Origin of the sequence: Bacteroides sp. BFG-606, assembly GCF_024788145.1 — a bacterium.
GTDB classification, from domain to species: Bacteria; Bacteroidota; Bacteroidia; order Bacteroidales; family Bacteroidaceae; genus Bacteroides; species Bacteroides vicugnae.
Genome location: NZ_JANUIL010000001.1, coordinates 4,032,691 through 4,054,738 on the forward strand (window position 1 = coordinate 4,032,691; position 22,048 = coordinate 4,054,738).

At 39.3% G+C, this 22,048-nt stretch carries 14 protein-coding genes and 1 pseudogene; all 15 read left to right on the plus strand.

All coding sequences use genetic code 11. The features are described 5' to 3' along the window. The first annotated feature begins 5 nt into the window (after positions 1-5). The 15 genes and pseudogenes from NXV01_RS15085 (at position 6) to NXV01_RS15155 (ending at position 22,047) form a co-directional block, all read left to right on the plus strand. The gene (locus tag NXV01_RS15085) at positions 6-1,409 is read left to right on the plus strand and encodes a sugar porter family MFS transporter (protein ID WP_259023454.1); all 1,404 of its coding nucleotides are present in this window, start codon (positions 6-8) and stop codon (positions 1,407-1,409) included. A 131-nt stretch (positions 1,410-1,540) separates the two neighbouring features. After that, positions 1,541-2,717: pseudogene (locus NXV01_RS15090) on the plus strand (AGE family epimerase/isomerase). A gap of 31 nt (positions 2,718-2,748) precedes the next feature. Then, complete coding sequence (locus tag NXV01_RS15095; protein WP_234133906.1) at positions 2,749-5,871, plus strand: TonB-dependent receptor; 3,123 nt, start codon at positions 2,749-2,751, stop codon at positions 5,869-5,871. A 14-nt stretch (positions 5,872-5,885) separates the two neighbouring features. Further along, on the plus strand, positions 5,886-7,526 hold the full coding sequence (locus NXV01_RS15100; RefSeq protein ID WP_148367915.1) for a RagB/SusD family nutrient uptake outer membrane protein: 1,641 nt from the start codon (positions 5,886-5,888) through the stop codon (positions 7,524-7,526). A 57-nt stretch (positions 7,527-7,583) separates the two neighbouring features. Beyond that, positions 7,584-7,925 (plus strand): hypothetical protein, encoded by a 342-nt coding sequence (locus NXV01_RS15105; RefSeq protein ID WP_259022787.1) that lies wholly within the window; start codon positions 7,584-7,586, stop codon positions 7,923-7,925. 13 nt (positions 7,926-7,938) lie between these two features. Beyond that, the gene (locus NXV01_RS15110; protein ID WP_259022790.1) at positions 7,939-9,237 is read left to right on the plus strand and encodes a DUF5018 domain-containing protein; all 1,299 of its coding nucleotides are present in this window, start codon (positions 7,939-7,941) and stop codon (positions 9,235-9,237) included. A 29-nt stretch (positions 9,238-9,266) separates the two neighbouring features. Further along, complete coding sequence (locus NXV01_RS15115) at positions 9,267-10,511, plus strand: alpha amylase family protein (RefSeq protein WP_148367918.1); 1,245 nt, start codon at positions 9,267-9,269, stop codon at positions 10,509-10,511. Positions 10,512-10,547: 36 nt separating this feature from the next. Continuing rightward, entirely contained in the window at positions 10,548-11,531 is a 984-nt protein-coding gene (locus NXV01_RS15120) for a phosphodiester glycosidase family protein (protein ID WP_234133908.1), read from the plus strand. A 119-nt stretch (positions 11,532-11,650) separates the two neighbouring features. After that, positions 11,651-11,866, plus strand: coding sequence for a hypothetical protein (locus NXV01_RS15125; protein WP_259022793.1), 216 nt, complete (start codon positions 11,651-11,653; stop codon positions 11,864-11,866). Further along, entirely contained in the window at positions 11,808-12,950 is a 1,143-nt protein-coding gene (locus NXV01_RS15130) for a family 10 glycosylhydrolase (protein WP_259022795.1), read from the plus strand. Before NXV01_RS15125 ends, NXV01_RS15130 begins: the two co-directional genes overlap by 59 nt. A 33-nt stretch (positions 12,951-12,983) precedes the next feature. Then, positions 12,984-14,957 (plus strand): glycoside hydrolase family 97 protein, encoded by a 1,974-nt coding sequence (locus tag NXV01_RS15135; RefSeq protein ID WP_309569305.1) that lies wholly within the window; start codon positions 12,984-12,986, stop codon positions 14,955-14,957. Positions 14,958-14,969: 12 nt separating this feature from the next. After that, on the plus strand, positions 14,970-16,358 hold the full coding sequence (locus NXV01_RS15140; RefSeq protein WP_259022797.1) for an SGNH/GDSL hydrolase family protein: 1,389 nt from the start codon (positions 14,970-14,972) through the stop codon (positions 16,356-16,358). Further along, the gene (locus NXV01_RS15145) at positions 16,355-17,827 is read left to right on the plus strand and encodes a calcineurin-like phosphoesterase family protein (RefSeq protein WP_259022798.1); all 1,473 of its coding nucleotides are present in this window, start codon (positions 16,355-16,357) and stop codon (positions 17,825-17,827) included. Before NXV01_RS15140 ends, NXV01_RS15145 begins: the two co-directional genes overlap by 4 nt. Before the next feature lie 25 nt (positions 17,828-17,852). Next, positions 17,853-19,856, plus strand: a complete 2,004-nt coding sequence (locus NXV01_RS15150; RefSeq protein WP_259022799.1) for a glycoside hydrolase family 97 protein — start codon at positions 17,853-17,855, stop codon at positions 19,854-19,856. A 7-nt stretch (positions 19,857-19,863) separates the two neighbouring features. Beyond that, positions 19,864-22,047, plus strand: a complete 2,184-nt coding sequence (locus NXV01_RS15155) for an alpha-N-acetylglucosaminidase (protein WP_259022800.1) — start codon at positions 19,864-19,866, stop codon at positions 22,045-22,047. Position 22,048: the final 1 nt, after the last annotated feature.

The following is a 22,048-nucleotide window of genomic DNA, read 5'->3' on the forward strand; positions in this document are numbered from 1 at the left end:
ATATGGTGAAGTCTACAATCAATTTTGGTTATCTTATATTCCTTTCTGTCGTGGCAGCATTGGGAGGCTTTTTGTTCGGATATGATACTGCAGTTATATCGGGAACAATTGCCCAGGTAACTCAACTATTTCAATTAGATACATTGCAACAGGGATGGTATGTAGGATGTGCTTTAGTCGGCTCTATTGTGGGTGTTCTTTTTGCGGGAATCTTAAGTGATAAGTTAGGAAGAAAACTTACGATGGTTATTTCAGCCGTATTGTTTTCTACATCAGCCTTAGGATGTGCTCTATGTGCCGATTTTTCTCAGTTAGTGATCTATCGGATTATGGGTGGAGTAGGGATAGGGGTTGTTTCCATCGTTTCTCCTCTTTATATATCTGAAGTATCTGTGGCACAGTATAGAGGGCGTTTGGTATCGCTATATCAATTAGCTGTAACGGTAGGTTTCTTAGGGGCCTATTTGATTAATTATCAATTATTGGCATGGGCAGAGAGTGGAACTCAATTAAGTGTAGACTGGTTGAATAAAGTATTTATTACTGAAGTTTGGAGAGGTATGTTAGGGATGGAAACATTGCCCGCAATCTTATTTTTCATTATCATATTCTTTATTCCGGAAAGCCCTCGTTGGTTAATCGTACGTGGTAAAGATTTAAAAGCTGTGAATATACTGGAAAGAATATACAATTCAATTACAGAAGCGAAAAGTCAATTAAAAGAAACGAAATCTGTACTGACCTCTGAAACGAGATCGGAATGGTCGCTATTAATGAAGCCCGGAATCTTCAAAGCTGTTATTATCGGTGTTTGTATTGCTATTTTAGGGCAATTTATGGGAGTGAATGCAGTGCTTTATTACGGCCCTTCTATTTTTGAAAATGCAGGACTTTCAGGTGGAGATTCTCTTTTTTACCAAGTTCTGGTAGGACTAGTCAACACCCTGACCACTGTTCTGGCTCTTGTCATCATTGATAAGGTAGGCCGCAAGAAACTGGTTTATTACGGAGTTTCGGGAATGGTTGTTTCTCTGATTCTCATCGGCCTGTACTTCCTCTTCGGAGATTCCCTGGGAGTATCCAGCCTCTTCCTGCTTATTTTCTTCCTGTTCTATGTATTCTGTTGTGCCGTGTCTATCTGCGCTGTGGTATTCGTGCTCCTCTCGGAGATGTATCCCACCAAGGTTCGCGGACTGGCCATGTCGATAGCAGGATTCGCTCTCTGGATCGGAACGTACCTGATTGGACAGTTGACCCCCTGGATGCTCCAGAACCTTACCCCCGCCGGAACATTCTTCCTGTTCGCCCTCATGTGCGTGCCGTATATGCTGATTGTCTGGAAACTCGTGCCGGAGACTACCGGGAAGTCACTGGAGGAGATTGAAAGATATTGGACCCGTTCGGAATAAATATAAAACAGACCTTAGTAACAATAAACTAACATCTTATAAATATGGATAGTAAGAACAACATTGGTCATTCAGCGGACATTTCTTTCACTGCTGAATTGCCCATACCAATCTATAATGGAAATAATAGTATGGATTTCGAAAAACTGGCAAGTCTGTACAAGAATGAACTTCTGGACAGTGTCCTCCCTTTCTGGCTCGAACACTCCCAAGACCACGAGTATGGTGGTTACTTCACCTGTCTGGACCGTGAAGGAAAAGTGTTCGATACGGATAAGTTCATCTGGCTGCAATGTCGTGAAGTGTGGATGTTCTCCATGCTTTACAATAAAGTGGAAAAACGCAAAGAATGGCTGGATTGTGCTGTTCAAGGTGGTGGATTTTTAAAAAAAATACGGACATGATGGTAACTATAACTGGTATTTTTCCCTTGATCGTTCGGGTAGACCATTGGTAGAACCGTATAATATATTCTCGTATACATTCGCCACCATGGCTTTCGGACAGTTGAGTCTTGCAACCGGTAATCAGGAATATGCGGATATTGCCAAGAAAACTTTCGACATTATTCTTTCCAAAGTAGATAATCCGAAAGGGAAATGGAATAAGCTTCATCCGGGTACCCGTAATCTGAAGAACTTTGCCTTGCCAATGATCCTCTGTAACCTGGCACTGGAGATAGAGCATTTATTGGATGAAACGTATCTGCGGGAAACAATGGATACTTGTATTCATGAAGTGATGGAAGTTTTCTATCGTCCCGAACTCGGAGGTATCATTGTTGAAAACGTGGACATTGACGGTAATCTGGTCGATTGTTTTGAAGGCCGTCAGGTGACTCCGGGGCATGCCATTGAAGCTATGTGGTTTATCATGGATCTGGGCAAGCGCCTGAATCGTCCTGAATTGATAGAGAAAGCCAAAGAGACTACTCTCACGATGCTTAATTATGGCTGGGACAAGCAATATGGGGGGATCTACTATTTTATGGATCGTAACGGTTGTCCTCCTCAACAACTGGAATGGGATCAGAAGCTCTGGTGGGTGCATATCGAGACACTTATTTCTTTGCTGAAAGGCTATCAACTGACCGGAGATAAACGGTGTCTGGAATGGTTTGAAAAGGTACATGACTACACTTGGGAGCATTTCAAGGATAAAGAATATCTTGAATGGTATGGCTACTTGAACCGAAGAGGAGAAGTGTTACTACCACTCAAAGGTGGAAAATGGAAAGGATGTTTCCATGTGCCAAGAGGGCTGTATCAGTGCTGGAAAACATTAGAAGATTTGATGAATTATAAATAACTATCTTGTTTTATTAACATTAATATTTAATATGGAGAAACAAATCACATGGAGTATAAGGTTTATAGCCTTATTCATCTGTTCGCTTTCTTTCTTAAACGTTCATGCTCAAAAAAACACGAACGTGAAAGGGACAGTGTATGACTCAAACAATGAGCCGCTTGTCGGTGCTACTGTTAGTGTAAAAGGGAATTCGTCCAACGGTACTATTACCAATATTGACGGACAGTTTAGCCTAAATGTACAGGACTTAAAATCAACTCTAGTCGTTTCCTTTGTTGGGTACCAGACTCAAGAGGTTGCTTTACATGGTCGTTCAGAAATTACTATTAGACTACAAGAAGATGCACAAGCATTGGATGAAGTTGTGGTGGTAGGGTACGGAACTCAAAAAAAGAAATTCTTAATAGGTTCCGTTTCTCAAGTAGGCTCTAAAGAGTTGATGATGGCTCCTCAAGCGAACCTTTCCAATATGATGACAGGTAAGTTACCGGGGGTAACGAGTGTTCAACGTTCCGGTCTTCCCGGAAACGACCAGACATCTATCAACATCCGTGGTTTAGGTACTTTTTTAGATTCTAGTCCCCTGATATTAGTGGATGGTGTTGAACGTATGTTGAATACAGTGAATCCTAATGATGTAGAAAACATATCTATTTTGAAAGATGCAGCTACAGCATCTGTTTATGGTTTGGCAGCGGCAAATGGAGTGATCCTGGTAACGACCAAGAAAGGTACTGAAGGTAAGGTAACCCTTTCGTATGACGGTTCTGTTACTTTCCAGAAAAATACAGCTATGCCTGAAATGCTAAATGGTCCTGACTATATTTATTGGTATAATAAGGCGAGTGAACTTGATGGCAACGGACCATATTATGGAGCTGATATTCAGACGAAAGTGGCTAATAACTATGATCCGGAAGGTAAATATGGAAATACAAACTGGACGAAAGAAGTTTTTAAGGATTATGGCTTCACACATCAACATAATATTTCTGCTTCCGGTGGTAACAAGAATATCCGTTTCTTCACCAGTATAGGTATGTTGGATCAATCCGGCATCATCGAAAATGTGAATTATGATCGTTACAATGTCCGTTCTAACGTAGAAGGTAATATTACCAAAGATTTAACGTTCGAACTTAATATTTCTGGCTTTTATGAAGAAAAGAACTGGCCCGGAATTAGTACAAGCGCACAGGCTGAACAAAACCCCATTCAGCAGGCTGTTTATTCAGCCCCTATTATTCCTATTTATTATCAAGGAGAATATACAGCTTGGATTGGTCCCGGTAGTTCCAACACACAGAGTCCACTCGCTACTTTAAGGAATAGCGGATTTCAGAAAAACCAAAGACATGAGTTTGATGGTACAATGAAAATCAGTTATGCCTTTCCTTGGATAAAAGGGTTGAAAGCTTCTCTAGGTTTAGTTTATGATACTAGTTATTCGGAAGATAACGGTTTCTTGGTAGGATACAATGTTAATGCTTATAGTGCAGATTCTAAATCATATAATTTAATGCGTGCCTCTTCTACAAGCGAGAAAGGTAATTACACAAAATCCGCATCTTCTTTCAGAAGATTTATGGTCCGCCCAAGTGTGGAGTATGCTAATACCTTTGGCAAGCATGCAGTTTCAGCCCTTTTCTTATATGAACAGACGCAATTGAAAGGTTCTACAATGACAGGAAAGATGGGTGGTTATAATTTTAATGATCCGGTTGATCTTTCATTAGGTACTGAATTTATATCCAATCCTACAGGTAGTCACAGCGATAAAGCTACCATTGGTTATGTAGGACGTTTCAATTATATTTTCGATAAAAGATACCTTGCTGAATTTGCTTTCCGTGTAGATGGATCCTATAAATTCGCAAAAGATAGAAGATGGGGATTCTTCCCTTCTGTATCTTTGGGATGGGTAATCTCTGAAGAAAATTTCATAAAAAACAATTTTTCTTCTATCAACCTATTAAAACTGCGTGCTTCTGTCGGTGAATTAGGAAGTGATAATACAGATGCTTTTTTACATAGAAGTATTTTTAACGTAGAGAAGAATGCCTACATATTCGGAGGAGTTCCTTATGCAGGATTAGGTGCATCCAACTCTATTACTTCCAGCTTAACCTGGTCTACTACCCGCAGTTACAATATTGGTGCTGACCTGACAATGTGGAATGGATTATTGGGAGTAGAATTCGATTTATTTTATAAGCTGACAAAAGATATACAAGAAAGCCGGAGTGGTGGTTTCCCTCCTTCATTAGGTGGAAATTATGCTCAAAAAGGAAATACGGGTAAGATCGACAATCGCGGTTTTGAATTGGTATTGAAGCACCAAAACCACGTTAATGATTTTTACTATAGTATAACCGGTAGTGTAGCGTGGGCTAGAAATAAAGTTCTGTCGCGGATTGAAAGTGAAAGTACTCCTTGGTACCGGACAAACATAGGTGAACCTTTAGGACAAATTTATGGCTATAAAGCTATAGGCTTATATCAAACACAAGAGCAATTGGATAACCGTCCTTTTGTTGGTAATGGAGTTCAACGTTTAGGTGATATCATGTATGAGGATATCAATGGAGATGGTAAAATTACGCAGGATGGGGATAAAGTTAAAATCGGTCACAGCACTTTGCCAGAGTTAAACTACTCTCTGTCTATGGACTTCAACTGGAAAGGGTTCAATTTGAGTGCATTATGGCAAGGAGCTGCTATTGTTAGTTATACGTTGAATGGTACTTATAATCATGGTTCAATGGACAATACGGTCTATACACGACCATTCTACTCGGGAGGAAATGCTCCTTATTATCTGGTAGAAGATTCATGGACACCGGAAAATACTAGCGCCCGTTATCCCAGATTAAGTGCCATTCATAACGGAAATAATGCATATACCTCTTCCTGGTGGTTAGTAAATGGTAATTTCCTGCGTTTGAAGAATTTACAGTTTGGTTACACAATTCCTAAAAAAATACTTGCGAAAGCCAATATTGGACTATCTAACGTTCGTGTATATGTAGCAGGCACCAATCTGTTTACTTTCACAGAATTTAAATATTGCGACCCTGAAATGGCTATTATAAATAATGGTTATTATCCCCAACAAAAGAATTATAGTGTTGGATTAAATATCACATTCTAATTAAATCAATAATTATGAAAATAAAAAGATTATATCTATTAGGGATAGGGCTGATGTTTACGTCACAGTTTCTAACCTCGTGCCATGATTTGTTGGAGAAAGATCCTACAGACTCATATTCAGAAACAGTAGCCTGGAGCTCGGAATCTTCTTTAGATATGTATGTGACTTACTTATATAAGCCTCTCAATGGCTTATCCAACTTTTCTTCTTTATCCTTAACCGATGGATATACAGATTTAGTTAAGTATGGAAATGGAGTTCCACAAACATGGAGTGCTCATAACAAGATTCTATTGCAGCAAAACACAATAACATCAGATAATAATCCGATGTCATCGTGGGGACTTTATACCGACATATTTAGAGAAAATGTATTTCTGCGTGATGCTGGCATCTATGGAAGTAAGTTTAGTGAAGATTTTCTCAATACTCGTATTGCTGAAATTCGTTTTATTCGCGCTGTGAATTATGCACGTATGATAAGAATTTTCGGAGGAGTTATTCTTCGTGACGAAACAAATGGAGTTGATTCAGAAGGGGAAAAAGCAAAAGCAAGAGCAACTGAAGCCGAATCATGGGATTTTGTTCTGAAGGATTTGGAATTCGCAGCCAAACACCTTCCGGAAGAATGGGACAGCAAATGGGATGGGCGTTTGACTAAAGGAGCAGCGTATGCCTATATGTGTCGTACAGCACTCTTTGCAAAACGTTGGGATATTGCTATTACCGCTGCTGATGAGATTAAAAAGCTCAATAAGTATGATTTAATGGATGAATATAAAGATGTATTTAAAGTGGCAGGTAATAAAGAAATTATTTTCTCCATAGCATACAAAATTCCGGATATGCCCCATTATTTCGATCGCTATTTTGCTCCTGACGGTAAACAAGGGATAAGAAGAGCTGTCCCGACAAGTGAGCTGGCTGATTCTTATGATATGGCTGACGGAACTCCTTTCTCGTGGAGCGGCTCCATGGCCAAAGATCCTTATGTAGGTCGTGAACCTCGTTTCTATGCATCCATTATATATAATGGGGCTACTTGGAAAGAAAAGACTATTTATACCTATGTAGACGCAGAAAACGGTTTTGCAGCTTACAGAGATAACATGAATCCGGGAGAAAAACAAACTGTTACCGGATATTTCATCAGAAAATATCTACAAGAAAACAATACCGAATTTGATGATAAGGGAAGCGATCAGTTTTGGATTGAAATGCGTTATGCGGAGGTTTTGTTAAATCTGGCTGAAGCTCTGGCAGAACAGGATTATGCTAAAAATCAGGATGATGCCTTGGAAGCTCTCAATGAAGTAAGAAGACGTGTTGACCTACCGGAACGTACAACACAAGAAGCACCGGATAAAGACTCATTTATGAAACTATTACGTAAGGAACGTATTTGTGAATTGGCCTTTGAAGGATTCCGTTATTGGGATTTACGCAGATGGCGTTTGGCTGGCGAAGTTATTGATGGAAAACAGGCACATGGAACAAAAATAACCAAAAAAGATGATAATTCTTATACTTATGAACAAGTGTCATGTGACGACAATATAAACCGCTTCTTTCCAGAACGCTATTACTTGCTACCTATTCCTGTAGATGAATTACAGAATAATCCGTTATGTGAGAATAATGCTCCTTGGTAATATTAAAAGATTATTATAGTTATGAAAAATTTCAAAGTAATTACATACATCATATTAATGATAGCATTTAGCTTTTCCTTTTCTTCTTGTGAAAAGCATGATGATATCCATTATCATTCTGATTGTGATATCATATCCATTATGGTTCGTGCTAATTCTCCGGAGGATGGTACTACTTATGATGGGCTCATATCAGAGAATGGAAATATAACTTTCGAACTTCCGGCAAAAGTGAAATTGAGCGAATTATATGTAACAGCCAATTTGCCTGTAGCAGCATTTGCTTATCCTTCATTGACTGGTGCTAAAGATTTATCTACTCCATTTAAACTAACTATTGTAGCAGGTGATGGAACGCAAAAGGAGTATACTTTGATTGCTAAACACCCAAATAACTAAAAAAGTAGATGTTATGAAAATAAAATATCATAATTGGCTTCAAGTTGCTGTCATGGCAACAATGGTTGTATTTTCCGCATGCTCGGATGATCCAACATTATACTCTGACACTGATATAACCGGATTCAAAGTTAGATTGGGCGAGGGTAATTATAAACAGGGTACCGTTAAGGATGGTAACATTATTGAATTTAAGATCACTCCGGACTTAGATTTGAGCAAACTCAATGGAGTTACTTGTTCTTTCTTTATCTCTCCATATGCAACAGTTACACCTACCCCCGATGTACCTCAAGATTTTTCAAAAGATGTACATTACACAGTGAAGGCGCAAGATGGCACAACCACTGACTGGACCGTAAAATGGACTTATGGCGGAAAAGTAAATGATGGAGAAGGTTTTGAATATTTTTTCAAAAAATGGGAAATTAGTGTACCCACTCCATCTAATAAAGACAAAGATGGTTTCGGTGCAGTGTTTGGTAATTATATAATAGATACCCAATTTAATTTCTATGATAAATATACAGGGCAGAAAGTAGATAAGACTTTGAATGTGACAGGAATAGACGCTTCTTTGTGCCAGTTAGTCAATGATGACGCCGGTAATTTGATCGGTGTAGTAAAAAATGTAGGGTTATACAGATGGACTACTGTTGAGGGAGCTCCACAAAAGGTTGCTAATGTAACTCCCGGAGCAAATAAAGTTTCTGCAATCGGTGATATTGACAAAGTGGGATATGTTTATGATTCTAAACCTGATGGTGTAGGTACACATGCAGTTTACAAATTTGAGAATGGTACATATACAGGCACTTCAACCTTGGTTACCGGTCGTCCCAGTAATGATAGTAACTGGCGACAGATTGTGGCTGTACTCGACGTGTCGGATAACCCACCATTTTACGTAATAGACGCAGTGAATGCCGGAGGTGTAATGGGACCGGAAATCGGTTATAAAGCAAATACGGCAGGGGCATTTAGCAGCATCACAGGTCCATATATAGACATGTGGAATAAGAAAGGATACGCTGGCTGGGGAAATCATGTACTTATTTCCGGTAGAGGTATTCCATTCAATGGCAGATGGTACGGAGCAACCATAACTTGTGGTTGGGGCTGGGTTGGACTGCATCTGCTAGACCCGTCTAGTAATCATTCATTACCTATCACAGAAACAATTGAGCCATGGACTACCAACTCTTGTATCTGGACTACTTGTTCACCAAGTGATGACGGAGAATCATTATATCTCTATTACGGTTATGGTGTAGGTATTCGTTGTTATGAACTTACAAAATACGAGAAATAGGCATACTCCTAATTATATAGAATTGAAATATGTTGAATAAAAGCATTATATCGTTTTTTCTATTGTTATTTGCTACCTGTTCCTTTGCCGGGAACAGGGGCAAAGAACAACCTAAATACCTTTGGTTTGATGCAGAAGCTAATTTTGAACGCTTTGCCTCTAAAGATTCTATTTCTTACTATTTGGAAAAAGCCAAATCAGTAGGATTCAACCAAGTAGTAGTAGACGTCAAACCTATATACGGGGAAGTACTGTATAAAAGTAAAATTCTACCTCCACTTACAACAGTGAATGGTAAAGTAATTCATCGTGACTGGGATTACCTGCAGTATTTTATCAATGAAGCTCGTCGGTTAGGATTAAAAGTCACTGTTTCCACTGCAATGTTTCCGTCCGGACATCCCGCTACCCGCGAAGGTCTGGTCTATGATGAGTCACGTTGGGATGGGAAAACATGCTTGGAATATACACCTGACGGAAAGATGCTTGACATCAGAGAGGATAAGAAAAAAGTAGGAGCTTTTTTAAATCCGGTTCGTAAAGATGTCCGCAAATTTGCTTTAAGTATTGTTCGTGAAATAGTGAAAAACTATGATGTTGATGCTTATGCATTAGATTATTGTCGATATCCAGGAGATGATAGTGACTTCTCTGCTGACAGTCGTAAAGCTTTTGAACATTACTTAGGAAAAAAAGTCCGGAACTTTCCAGACGATATTTTCACTTGGAATGCCGATGGAACGAAAAATCCTGGTATTTATTATAAAGAATGGTGGGCATTCCGGGCTAATGTTATCACTAGTTTTGTGAAAGAAGTACGTAAAGAAATTCATTCTATCAATAATAAAGTAGAACTAGAGTATTGGGCCGCTTCCTGGATTCATGGTATTTATGGACAAGGGCAGAATTGGGCCAGTCCAAAATCTGATTTCTCATTAAATTATCCGTGGGGATCGGAAGCCTACAATGAATCAGGATTTGCACCTTATCTGGATACCTTCTTATGTGGAACGTATTTAGAGCGTATCTACGGCATGGATGATCCGGAATCTATAGAGTATGGTATTGCCCGTGCACAGAGATTGGTTGGTAATGATTGCAAAGTATTCGGAACGATATATGCTTTAAATCATAAAACCAATATAGCCGATGCAGTAAGCCTTTGTCTTGAGAAATCGGAAGGATTGATGATATTCGACATAGTACAGGTTATTGAAATGAATCTGTGGGATGATATCCAAAAAGGTATAGAACGTGCGGAAGCACAGAGATAACTAAAAATAAATATTTACGATTAAATCGATATGATAATGAAAAATATATCAAAATATTGGCTTCTTTTCATGATTGCCGCCATGTCTGCGACAAGTTGTTCAGATGATGATAATGAAAAGGTGGTAATGCCGGATCCTGATCCGACAACATTAGGTTGGGTTAAACAGACAACAGAGTTTGGCACATTACCTGAATACATAAGTGTATACAAATCTCCGTCAGAGCTGGAAGGCATGAAAGCCATAGCTTTTATTGCTGTTGCGGATATGTCAAAAGCAAATTTTGCAACTATCGGAGACCAGATATACTCTAAGACTCCCAATCAAATCTGGCAAGCAGAACAACAAAAATATCCGATAATTATGAATGGTGGATATTTTGTAATGGGAGCCGGTAAGTCTGTCAGTCTGCTATGCCGTGGAGGAGAGGTCTTAGCTGTGAACTCGCAGGAGGAAATACGTTCTCAAAAGAGTTATTATCCTACACGAGGTATCTTTCAGCTGTCAAAGAATGGCTATTTCTCCACAGATTGGGCTTATACAACAACTGATGGTGTGACATATACCTATGAACAACCTTCTCCCAATAAGTCCGGTTATGAGCCTCAACCTGCACCTTCGGCTTATTTTCCGACGAGAGGCGTGAAATTAAATGCAGAAACGGCGATTGGAGGTGGACCGATCCTGTTGAAAGACGGAAGTGTGAGAAATACTTTTATTGAAGAACTTTTTGATGAAGAAAGTGGAGTTGCTCCCGAAAGTTATCATCCAAGAACCGCTATCGGAGTAACAGCCAATAATAAGGTGATATTTTTTGTTTGTGAAGGCCGCAGTGTAACGGAAGGTGTAAAAGGTATGAATATGGCTATGATGGCTAATGTCCTGAAGAGCTTAGGTTGTGTAGATGCTATGAATCTTGATGGTGGTGGTTCAACTTGTATGTTGGTCAACGGTCAACCGGTGATAAAGCCAAGTGCTGGTGCCCAACGTGCTATAACTACGGCAGTAGCTTTAAAATAACGGTCGAAAGATCTTTAGGATAACAAGTTTATTTTATTTAGCTTTCTTATTATTCTCGATTTCAGGCTGTATTTTTTTCTAAATACCAGCTTGAAGTCGGGAAATAAAAACAATAAAGTATGAAATACATTCCAAGCATTTTATTATTCTTTTTTCTTCTATCACTTAGTAGTTGTTCTACAAAGACTGTAGAATCAGAGCTTCCCGAGCCAAATCCTCCCACTCCTGTCATTCCGGAAGAACCAACTCCTGAAAAAGAAAAAATGCTCTGGTTTGATGCAGAAGCAAATTTTGAACGTTTCTCCAAAAAGAGAGAATATCACATATTATCTTGATCTCGCCAGATCAACAGGTTTTAATAAAATTGTAGTCGATGTGCGTCCTGTACAAGGCGATGCCCTGTTTAAAAGTTCCTATTTAACCCCATTGACCGATCTTGCCGGTACACATATCGAAAGAGATTGGGATTATCTTCAATTTTTCATTGATGAGGCTCATAAACGTGAACTTAAAGTTACGGTCTCTGCTACTATATTTACGGCAGGCCTACCTTCTTCTAAAAATGGTATGGCGTACCGTGATGATACATGGGATGGAAAAACTTGTTTGGAATATACCAAAAATCAGGGTTTGATAGATATTAAGGACGATAAAACAAAAGTCTCCGCCTTTTTAAACCCAGTTTTACCGGAAGTACAAGACTTTTGTCTGAATTTTATAAAAGAGTTAGTTACAAATTACAATTTTGATGGTTTTGCCTTAGACTATTGCCGTTATCCGGGAGATGAAAGTGATTTTTCGGAGGCAACAAAAACGGCTTTCGAACAATACATCGGAAAGCAATTAGATCGGTTCCCAGATGATATTTTCATTTGGAATACAGATGGCACTAAACGGACAGGGACTTATTATAAGAAATGGTGGGAGTTCCGCTCTATGGTCATACGTAATTTTGTAGAACGGGTGCGCACAGAAATTAAAAACATTAAACCGGATATTCAATTAGAATATTGGGCTGCCTCATGGATTCATGCTATTTATGGGCAAGGACAAAATTGGGCATCCACCGAATACGATTTTTCCAAAGAATACAGTTGGGCTTCACCTGAATATAAAAATACAGGTTTTGCCGGATTGTTAGACACCTTTCTATGTGGAACTTATTTAACCAAAATATTTGGATTGAACGATCCCGAATCCATAGAATATGGTATAGCGCGTGCACAACGCATTGTTCATGGAGCATGTAAAGTCTATGGCACTTTGTATGCTTTAAATCATAAGGACAATATAGCAGATGCTGTTTATGTCTGTCTTTCCCAATCCGAAGGATTAATGGTGTTTGACATTGTGCAAGTAATAGAATTCAATCAGTGGGCAGCCATTAAGGAAGGAATTCAACGAGCAGAGAGTCTTTAAATAGCGAATATTCAATAAAATATAATATATAAAATGAAACGAGTACTTATATTATTACACATTATTTTATGCACATGCATGGTAATTCAAGCCAAAAACTACACTGTAAGTTCACCGGATGGAAAAATCAAGGTGACGGTAACAGCCGGAAAACTATTAAGTTGGAGTATTGATTACAATGGTGAACGTATACTAAATCCCAGTCTGATGCAGATGGATATTGAAGGGCAGACTGAACAACCGGGAGTAAATCCGAAAGTAATAAAAGCTGAAACACTCAAAGTAAATTCGGAGCAAACAGCTGTCATTCCACTTAAACAAAGAATTATCAAAGATCAATATAACCAGTTAACTCTGACTTGTAAAGGTAACTACGCAATAGTCTTCAGAGTATATAACAATGGAGCCGCTTATCGTTTTGAGACTTCATTAAAGCAACCTAAAGTTATTATTAATACTGAAACCATCGAACAGAACTGGACTGAAGGGTGTAAGCTATATTGGCCAAGAGAAAAGAATCAAGAATATCTCACACACTGCGAAGCCATTTTTGATGAATTAAACATCTCCTCGCTCACTAAAGATATGAAAGGCTATCTACCCATTTATCTCTCTACCCCTAAAGGAACGAAAGTTGTTATTATGGAATCCGATCTTTTCGATTATCCCAATCTATTTTTGACAGGTGATCGTAATAACACGCTGTCCGGTGAATTTCCTCCTGTAGTTTTAAAAAGTGCCTTAAAGGAAGGTGCCGACCGTGACGAAGTATTATTGGAGAAAGCCTCTTACATTGCTGAAACTGAAGGAACAAGAACTTTCCCTTGGCGTGTATTAATGATTAACGAAGACGACAAAGCAGTAATTGAAAATAACTTAGTGTATCAATTAGCCTCTCCATCTGTTACTCAAGACACAGACTGGATAAAACCCGGAAAGATTTCTTGGGATTGGTGGAGTACACTGAACGTATACGGGGTAGATTTTAAGGCAGGTGTGAATACTGATACCTATAAATATTTCATTGATTTCGCTTCAAAATACGGAATTGAATATATTTTATTAGATGAAGGCTGGTCAGCCGGAACCTGGAATATTAAGGAGCCAATACCCGGATTGGATATACCGGAACTGGTACGATATGGAAAGGAAAGAAATGTTGGTCTTGTGTTATGGACTTTATGGAACCCACTTGATAAAGAATTGGACGAAATTCTGGATGTTTATGAAAAATGGGGAATCAAAGGTATAAAAGTAGATTTTATGCAACGTTCGGATCAATATATGGTTAATTTCTACGAACGGGTAGGAAAAGCCGCAATGGACCGTAAATTACTCGTTGATTTCCATGGATCTTTCAAACCTTCCGGTTTACAGAAGAAATATCCCAATGTGATGACTTTTGAAGGTGTACTGGGATTAGAGCACGATAAGGATTCAAGAGATATTAATCCGGTACATGACTTGATTCTTCCATTTACAAGAATGGTAGCCGGTCCGATGGATTATACTCCCGGTGCAGTAAACAATGCAACAGCGGAAGACTTTTACATCAATTTCGTACATCCGATCAGTTTAGGTACACGCGCCCATCAGGCAGCTTTATATGTAGTGTATGAAAGCCCGTTACAAATGTTAGCAGATTCTCCCTCAAATTATTATAAAGCTCCAGAATTTGCCTCTTTTATCTCCCGCATACCTACCATTTGGGAAGATACTAAAGCTATAAAAGCTAAAATCGGAGAACAATTAGTTATTGCCCGCAAGAATGGTAAGAATTGGTATTTGGCAGGTTTAACAGACTGGAATGCCCGTAACATTGAAGTGAAACTGGATTTTCTTGAAGCATCCAAATATAAAATGGAAATTTTCAAAGACGGTGTGAATGCAGATGTTTACGCCTCGGATTTTAAAACAGAAGAGGTAATGGTTTCAAAAGATGAACTAATTAACATCACCATGGCTAAAGGTGGCGGTTGGGCAGCAATTCTTACTCCGGTTGAATAAAAAGGTTTAGTAATGAAGAAAATACTATTTATATTATATACCTGTTGCATTTTATCGTTTCCTGTAAGTGCGCAGCAAATTCCGTCATTTAAAGCAAATGACAGAATTGTTTTTCTTGGAAATAGTATAACGGAAGGAGGGCATTATCATTCTTATATATGGCTGTATTACATGACGCACTTCCCCAATTTACCTCTTCGTATGTATAATGGAGGAATCGGTGGTGATTGTGTGAGCCACATGGTTTATCGTTTCGATTCAGATATTAAAATCAAAAAGCCGACCTATCTGATCTGTTCTTTCGGGATGAATGATTCCGGATTCGACGGATATAATAAGCCCGGATATGATAAGTATGCGAATCAGCAGGTAGAGTATGCTCACACAGAGTTTGAAAAACTGCAACGGCAGATTCTTGCTGACAAAAAAATAAAAAGCGTAGTACTTCTAGGCTCTCCTCCCTATGATGAGAATGTGAAATTGAAAGGAGTAGAAGCTCTACACGGAAAGAATGAGACGATCAAACGAATTATTGAAATGCAGGTAGAAGTTGCCCAAAAGAGAGGATGGGGATTTGTCAATTTCAATACTGTGATGTGCGGGTTGAATAAGCAGATTCAGCTATCTGATTCTACAGCTACTTTCTGTGGCGGTGACCGGATTCATCCTGATAAAGACGGTCATATGGTAATGGCGTACTTATTTCTGAAAGCACAGGGACTTGCAGGACAGGAAATCGCTTCTTTCCAAATCAATGCCACTAACAGGAAAGCAATGGAAGAGCGAAACTGCCGAATATCTCATATAAAGAATGAGAATGATACAATATCTTTCAGATATTTATCCCGTTCATTGCCTTTCCCTATCGACACGATTCCTCGTTGGGGAACGAAAGGCACAGCTCGGGATGCTATCAGACAAATTCCCTTTATGCAGGAAATGAACCAGGAAATAATGAAAGTAACTGATTTGCATGGCATTTTCCGGGTAACTATTGATGGAATAGAAATTGGCTGTTGGAGTGGCGACGAATTGAGTAAAGGAGTTAATCTGGCAGAAATAACATGTACACCCCAATACCAACAGAGTCTGTCTATCATGCATCTGAATGAAGAAAGGTGTGCTATAGAAAAACGTTTACGTCAATATATGGCTATGCAGTATGTCTTTTTTAAGCATAGAGGATTACTTTTTGCAGATAATAAAGCTGCTCTTGATGTTGCCAAAGCGGAACGGGAGAGTCATTACCTGGTGAAGTATTTATATACCAATTATACTCAAGCCATGTTTCCGCAGATACGTGAAGCCTGGCAGGCTGAAATAGACCAGTTGATAACTCAAATATATAAAATAAACAAGCCTCTTACGCGTTTGATTAAAATAGAAAGGATTAAAGAATGAAATTAAGACTATTATTACTTTTATGCCTGTTCCAATGGAGTTTTTCCTGTTTTAGTGTACAGGCTGAAACTACTCCCGTAGTCTATTACGGGAAAGTACTGTCTGGAGGTAAGGGAGTTGCTAACGTACCTGTGACAGATGGTACGCAGATTGTCCTTACAGATAATAAAGGACGATACTCCATGACAAGTACCTCTGATGCAGAATACATCTATATTACCCTTCCTGATGGTTATGACGTTCCGATGAAAGGTAAAATCCCTGTATTCTTTCAAAAAGTACCTGCTCAACCTTCAAAGAAAGTACATTTTGATTTTGAGCTGACACAATCATCTACGAATAATCAAAAGCATGTTTTGGTTGTATGGGCTGACCCACAAGTGTATTTTGACGAAGAAATGCCACAAGTACGGGAGGCCTCAAAAGATGTGAAAGAGCTGTTGGCAACTAGCTATCAGGGAATCCCTGCGTATGGAATAGTGTGTGGAGATATTATTGGTGACATCAATAAAAAGCCCAGCTATTTTGCGCCCATGATAGATGCAATAGCCGAAACGGAAATTCCCTTCTTCTATGTAATTGGAAATCATGACTTAGATTTAAATGTACGTTCCAATGAACATGCACGTACTACTTATAAATCTTATTATGGTCCCACTTACTATTCATTCAATAGAGGAAATGTGCATTATGTTGTTCTCGATGATATTTTCTTTATTGCAAAAAGCTATTTGTATGTTGGTTATCTTACCGAGCAACAGCTCCAGTGGTTGGAACAGGATTTGAAACAAGTTACTCCGGGATCCACAGTAGTAGTTGCTACACATATCCCTACCTATTCAAGAGAAGCACGCCGAAAGGAATGGGGAAAGGAGTCTACTATGAAAGTAATGAATAACCGCTCTCATTTGTATGAGTTGCTAAAACCTTACAATGCTCATATCATGTCAGGACATGAACACTATAATGAAAATTATGTGTTGGCAGACAATCTTTACGAACACGTGCACGCCCCCTTGTCAACATTGTTTTGGCAAGCTCCCTGGGCTTGTGATGGAACTCCGGGCGGATATGCCGTCTACGAGTTTGACGGAGGTAAAGTTAACTGGTATTACAAATGTGTAGGAAAAGATAAGGACTATCAATTTGAACTTTATCCGGTAGGTGCCAGTCGAAATAAAAAGGAAGCAGTGGTGGCAAATGTTTGGAATTACGACCCAACCTGGAAAGTGAAATGGTATGAAAACGGTATTGACAGAGGAGAAATGACTCGTTTTTCCGGATACGACCCTGCTATTTATGAATACTGTGATAAAAACAGTTCTACATTTAAGCATAAGTATTTGGGAGCAGACATTACTGAACACTTGTTTTATGTGGTTCCTGAAATGAAGGATTCCGAAATACGTGTAGAAGTTACAGATCATTGCGGTAATGTATATACCCGTAAAATGCAGCAACCTAAATAAGCAAAAACATAAAAAAGGAAAGAAAATGAATCAACTAACTGCATTAAGAAAAGTGTTTTATATTGTGGGAATCACCAGCTTCCTTTCAGCTTGTAGCCAAACTGATAATCTGGTACTAAAATCCCCGGATGGTAAGATACAACTAACAGTCACAGAGAATGATAATACAATATCATACGCAGTAAATAAAGAGAATGCAACCGTGATACTCCCTTCTAAACTAGGGTTTATCCTGGAACATGGAGATAGCTTAAACCATTTTGTAATTAAAGGCACCGAACGCTCCTCCTTGGACGAAACTTGGGAACAACCTTGGGGAGAGAGTCGATATGTACGCAACCACTATAATGAATTGAAAGTACTACTTCAAGAGGTAGCAGAAAAACGTAAACTTAATATAATATTCCGTCTCTTTAATGATGGTATCGGATATCGTTATGAGTTTCCGCAACAGGAATCCATGGATTCATTAGTTATTATGAGCGAAGCAACAGAGTTTAAAATGCCGCGTATACATAAAGCTTGGTGGATTCCCGCATCCGACCCATATTATGAATGTATAGCAACATTCTCTCCCATAAATGAACTGGATACTGTACGCACTCCTCTAACAATGGAAACTGCAGAAGGAAAGTATCTTGCCATTCACGAAGCTAACCTGACAGATTATCCCAAAATGAATCTGACAGTCAAGGATTCTGCCACACTCTGCGCTTCATTAGTTCCTTGGTCTAATGGAGTTGCAGCATACATCAAAGCTCCATTTGTTACCCCTTGGAGAACAGTTGTTATTGGTGATAAACCGGGTGATCTGGTTACATCTTATTTGATGTTGAATCTCAACGAACCCTCCAAAATCAAAAATACTTCCTGGATAAAGCCAGGGAAATACATCGGTATATGGTGGGAAATGCATTTGGGTAAAGGAACATGGTATTATGGTCCCAAACACAGTGCTACCACTGCTAATACAAAGAAATATATAGACTTTGCATCAGAAAATGGTATCTCCGGCGTGTTGGTAGAAGGATGGAATGTCGGCTGGGAAGGAAACTGGATGAAACACGGGGATTCTTTAGACTTCACCAAACCTTATCCGGATTTTGATATTAAGGCAATCACTGATTATGCCCGTGAGAAAGGCGTAGAATTGATTGGACATCATGAAACAGCAGCTGCTACCCGCAACTACGAGAACCAATTGGACAAAGCCTTCGCTTTCTATCAACAATATGGAGTGCATGCCGTGAAAACTGGATATGTGAATCGCCTAATGGATTTTAAAGAAGCTCATGACGGTCAGTATGGTGTACGTCACTATCGGAAAGTGATAGAAACTGCTGCCAAATATCAAATAGCTATTGACAACCACGAGCCTGTTATGCCTACCGGTATTGAGCGCACATGGCCTAATCTTATGACCCAGGAAGGCGTGCGCGGACAGGAACACAATGCATGGTCTCCCGATGGAGGAAATCCGCCGGAACATACAACTGTTATTCCTTTTACTAGAGGATTAGCCGGGCCCATGGACTTCACATTCGGAACTTTCAACTTTACTAACGAGGCATATCCGGGAACTCGTGTCAATACTACACTTTGCAAGCAATTAGCGCTATTTGTCGTGATCTACAGCCCCTTACAAATGGCCTCGGATTTACCAGAAAACTACAAAGGCATCAAAGCGTTCGATTTCATTAAAGATGTACCTACCGACTGGGATAAAACTTATGTGGTAGATGCCAAAATTGGTGATTATTCCGTGTTTGCGCGGAAAGACCGTAACACCAGCGATTGGTATGTAGGCTGCATCACAGACGAAAATGCAAGAGAATTGGATGTTCCTTTGAGCTTTTTGGATGCGGACGCGAAGTATACTGCTCAAATATATGCTGACGGTGACGATGCGGAATGGAAAACGAATCCGACTTCTTTCAAATATGAAGAGAAAATAGTAACAGCTTCTGACACACTTCATGTCAAACTGGCAACAAGCGGTGGATGTGCTATTCGTTTTATCAAACAATAATATGATTATGAAGAAAATACTAAGTATACTCCTTTTTCTAGTTGTTGTCTGCCAAATACGTGCGGAAGATGCTAATATCACTACCATGCATAAAATGACACAACGGTTGTTTCCTCAACATGCTTCATCTTTTGATTTCCGTCTGTTGAATAATACTTCAGCAGACACTTTTACCATCAAAAGTGAAGGGAATAAAATTATTATTTCCGGAAATAACGCTAACTCTATGGCAGTAGGTTTGAATCATTATTTGAAAAACTACTGTCTGACCACTATTTCATGGTATAAGGATGATCCGATAGAATTACCTAAAACTCTCCCTTCCATATCAACAGAAGTCACTATTAAGGCAAATGTCCCGACCCGTTTCTTTCTAAACTATTGTACGTTCGGGTATTCAATGACTTGGTGGAAATGGAGTGATTGGGAACATTTTATCGACTGGATGGCTTTAAATGGAATCAATATGCCTCTTGCTATTACCGGTCAGGAAGCTATCTGGTATAAAGTCTGGAGTAAACTGGGATTGACAGATGAAGAAATACGGGGATACTTTACAGGTCCTGCACATCTTCCATGGCATCGAATGTGTAACTTGGATGGCTGGCAAAGTCCTTTACCTAAAGAGTGGTTGTCAAGTCAGGCAGCGTTGCAGGAACAGATTGTTGCCCGTGAACGTGAATTTAATATGCGACCTGTATTGCTGGCTTTTGCCGGGCATGTACCGGCAGCATTGAAACGGGTTTATCCCAATATAAAAACAACCAGAGTAAGCGAATGGGGAGGTTTTGCCGATCAATATCGTTGTACTTTCCTGAATCCCATGGATTCTTTGTATGCGATCATACAAAAAGAATATCTTACCGAACAGACTCGTTTATATGGTACAAACCATATCTATGGCATCGATCCGTTCAATGAAATAGATCCTCCTTCATGGGATGCCGATTCTTTGGGAATGATGGCTAAGCATATCTATGAATCTGTAGCTGCTGTAGATCCTGAAGCGGTATGGTTGCAGATGACATGGCTGTTTTATGCTGACATCAAGCATTGGACCACTCCACGTATCAAATCCTATCTTCGTTCTGTGCCTCAAGACAGGTTGATTCTATTAGACTATTTCTGTGAATATACAGAAATCTGGAAACAGACAGACAGTTATTTCGGTCAACCTTATCTTTGGTGTTATCTGGGTAATTTTGGTGGCAATTCCTTTCTGTCAGGTCCGGTAAATTTGGTGAGCGAACGATTGGCAGATGCTTTAAAGAATGGCGGCAGTAATCTTAAAGGAGTAGGTTCCACTCTCGAAGGCATAGACCTGAATCAGTTTATGTATGAATTTGTTCTTGACAAAGCATGGAATGGAGGTCAGACAGATAAAGAATGGTTCTTTAAACTGGCAGACAGACGAATTGGCAAGATATCTCCTGAAGCGAGAAAAGCATGGGAAATACTAGCAAATAAAGTGTACGTCCAACCAGCACAAGTGGGACAAGGCACACTCACCAATGCGCGCCCCTGTTTGAAAGGAAATGGACATTGGACTACCAAACCAACGATTGAATATCAACCAAAAGATTTAGTTGAAGCATGGAGATTGCTATTATCTGTAAAAGACTGTCAACGGGATAGTTATGAGTTTGATCTGGTCAATATTGGACGACAAGTTTTAGGGAATTATTTTAATGTAGTCCGTGATGAGTTCACCCTTGCATATGAAGCGGGAGATATACCGATGATGAAAAACCGGGGGAATAAGATGAGAGAGATTCTTGCTGACCTTGATAAACTCGTTAGCTGTCATCCAACTTTCTCACTGCATAAATGGATCACTGATGCTCGTGATATGGGACATGATACCGCTTCTAAAAACTATTATGAAATGAATGCCCGTTCTCTGATTACCATTTGGGGAGATAGCTATCACCTGACCGACTATGCTAATCGATCATGGGCAGGTCTAACCAATCAATATTATTCTGTTCGGTGGGATCGTTTTATAAATAAAGTAATCGAGGCTGCTGAAAAGAAGAAGAATTTTGATGAAGAAGAATTCTTTAATCAATCACGGATTTATGAAAACGAATGGGTAAATCCTAGTAACAGAATCAGCTACAACGAAGGCGGTGACGGAATAAAACTAGCCCGCCAAATCTATAAAAAATACGCAAAAGAAATCATTCGATAAA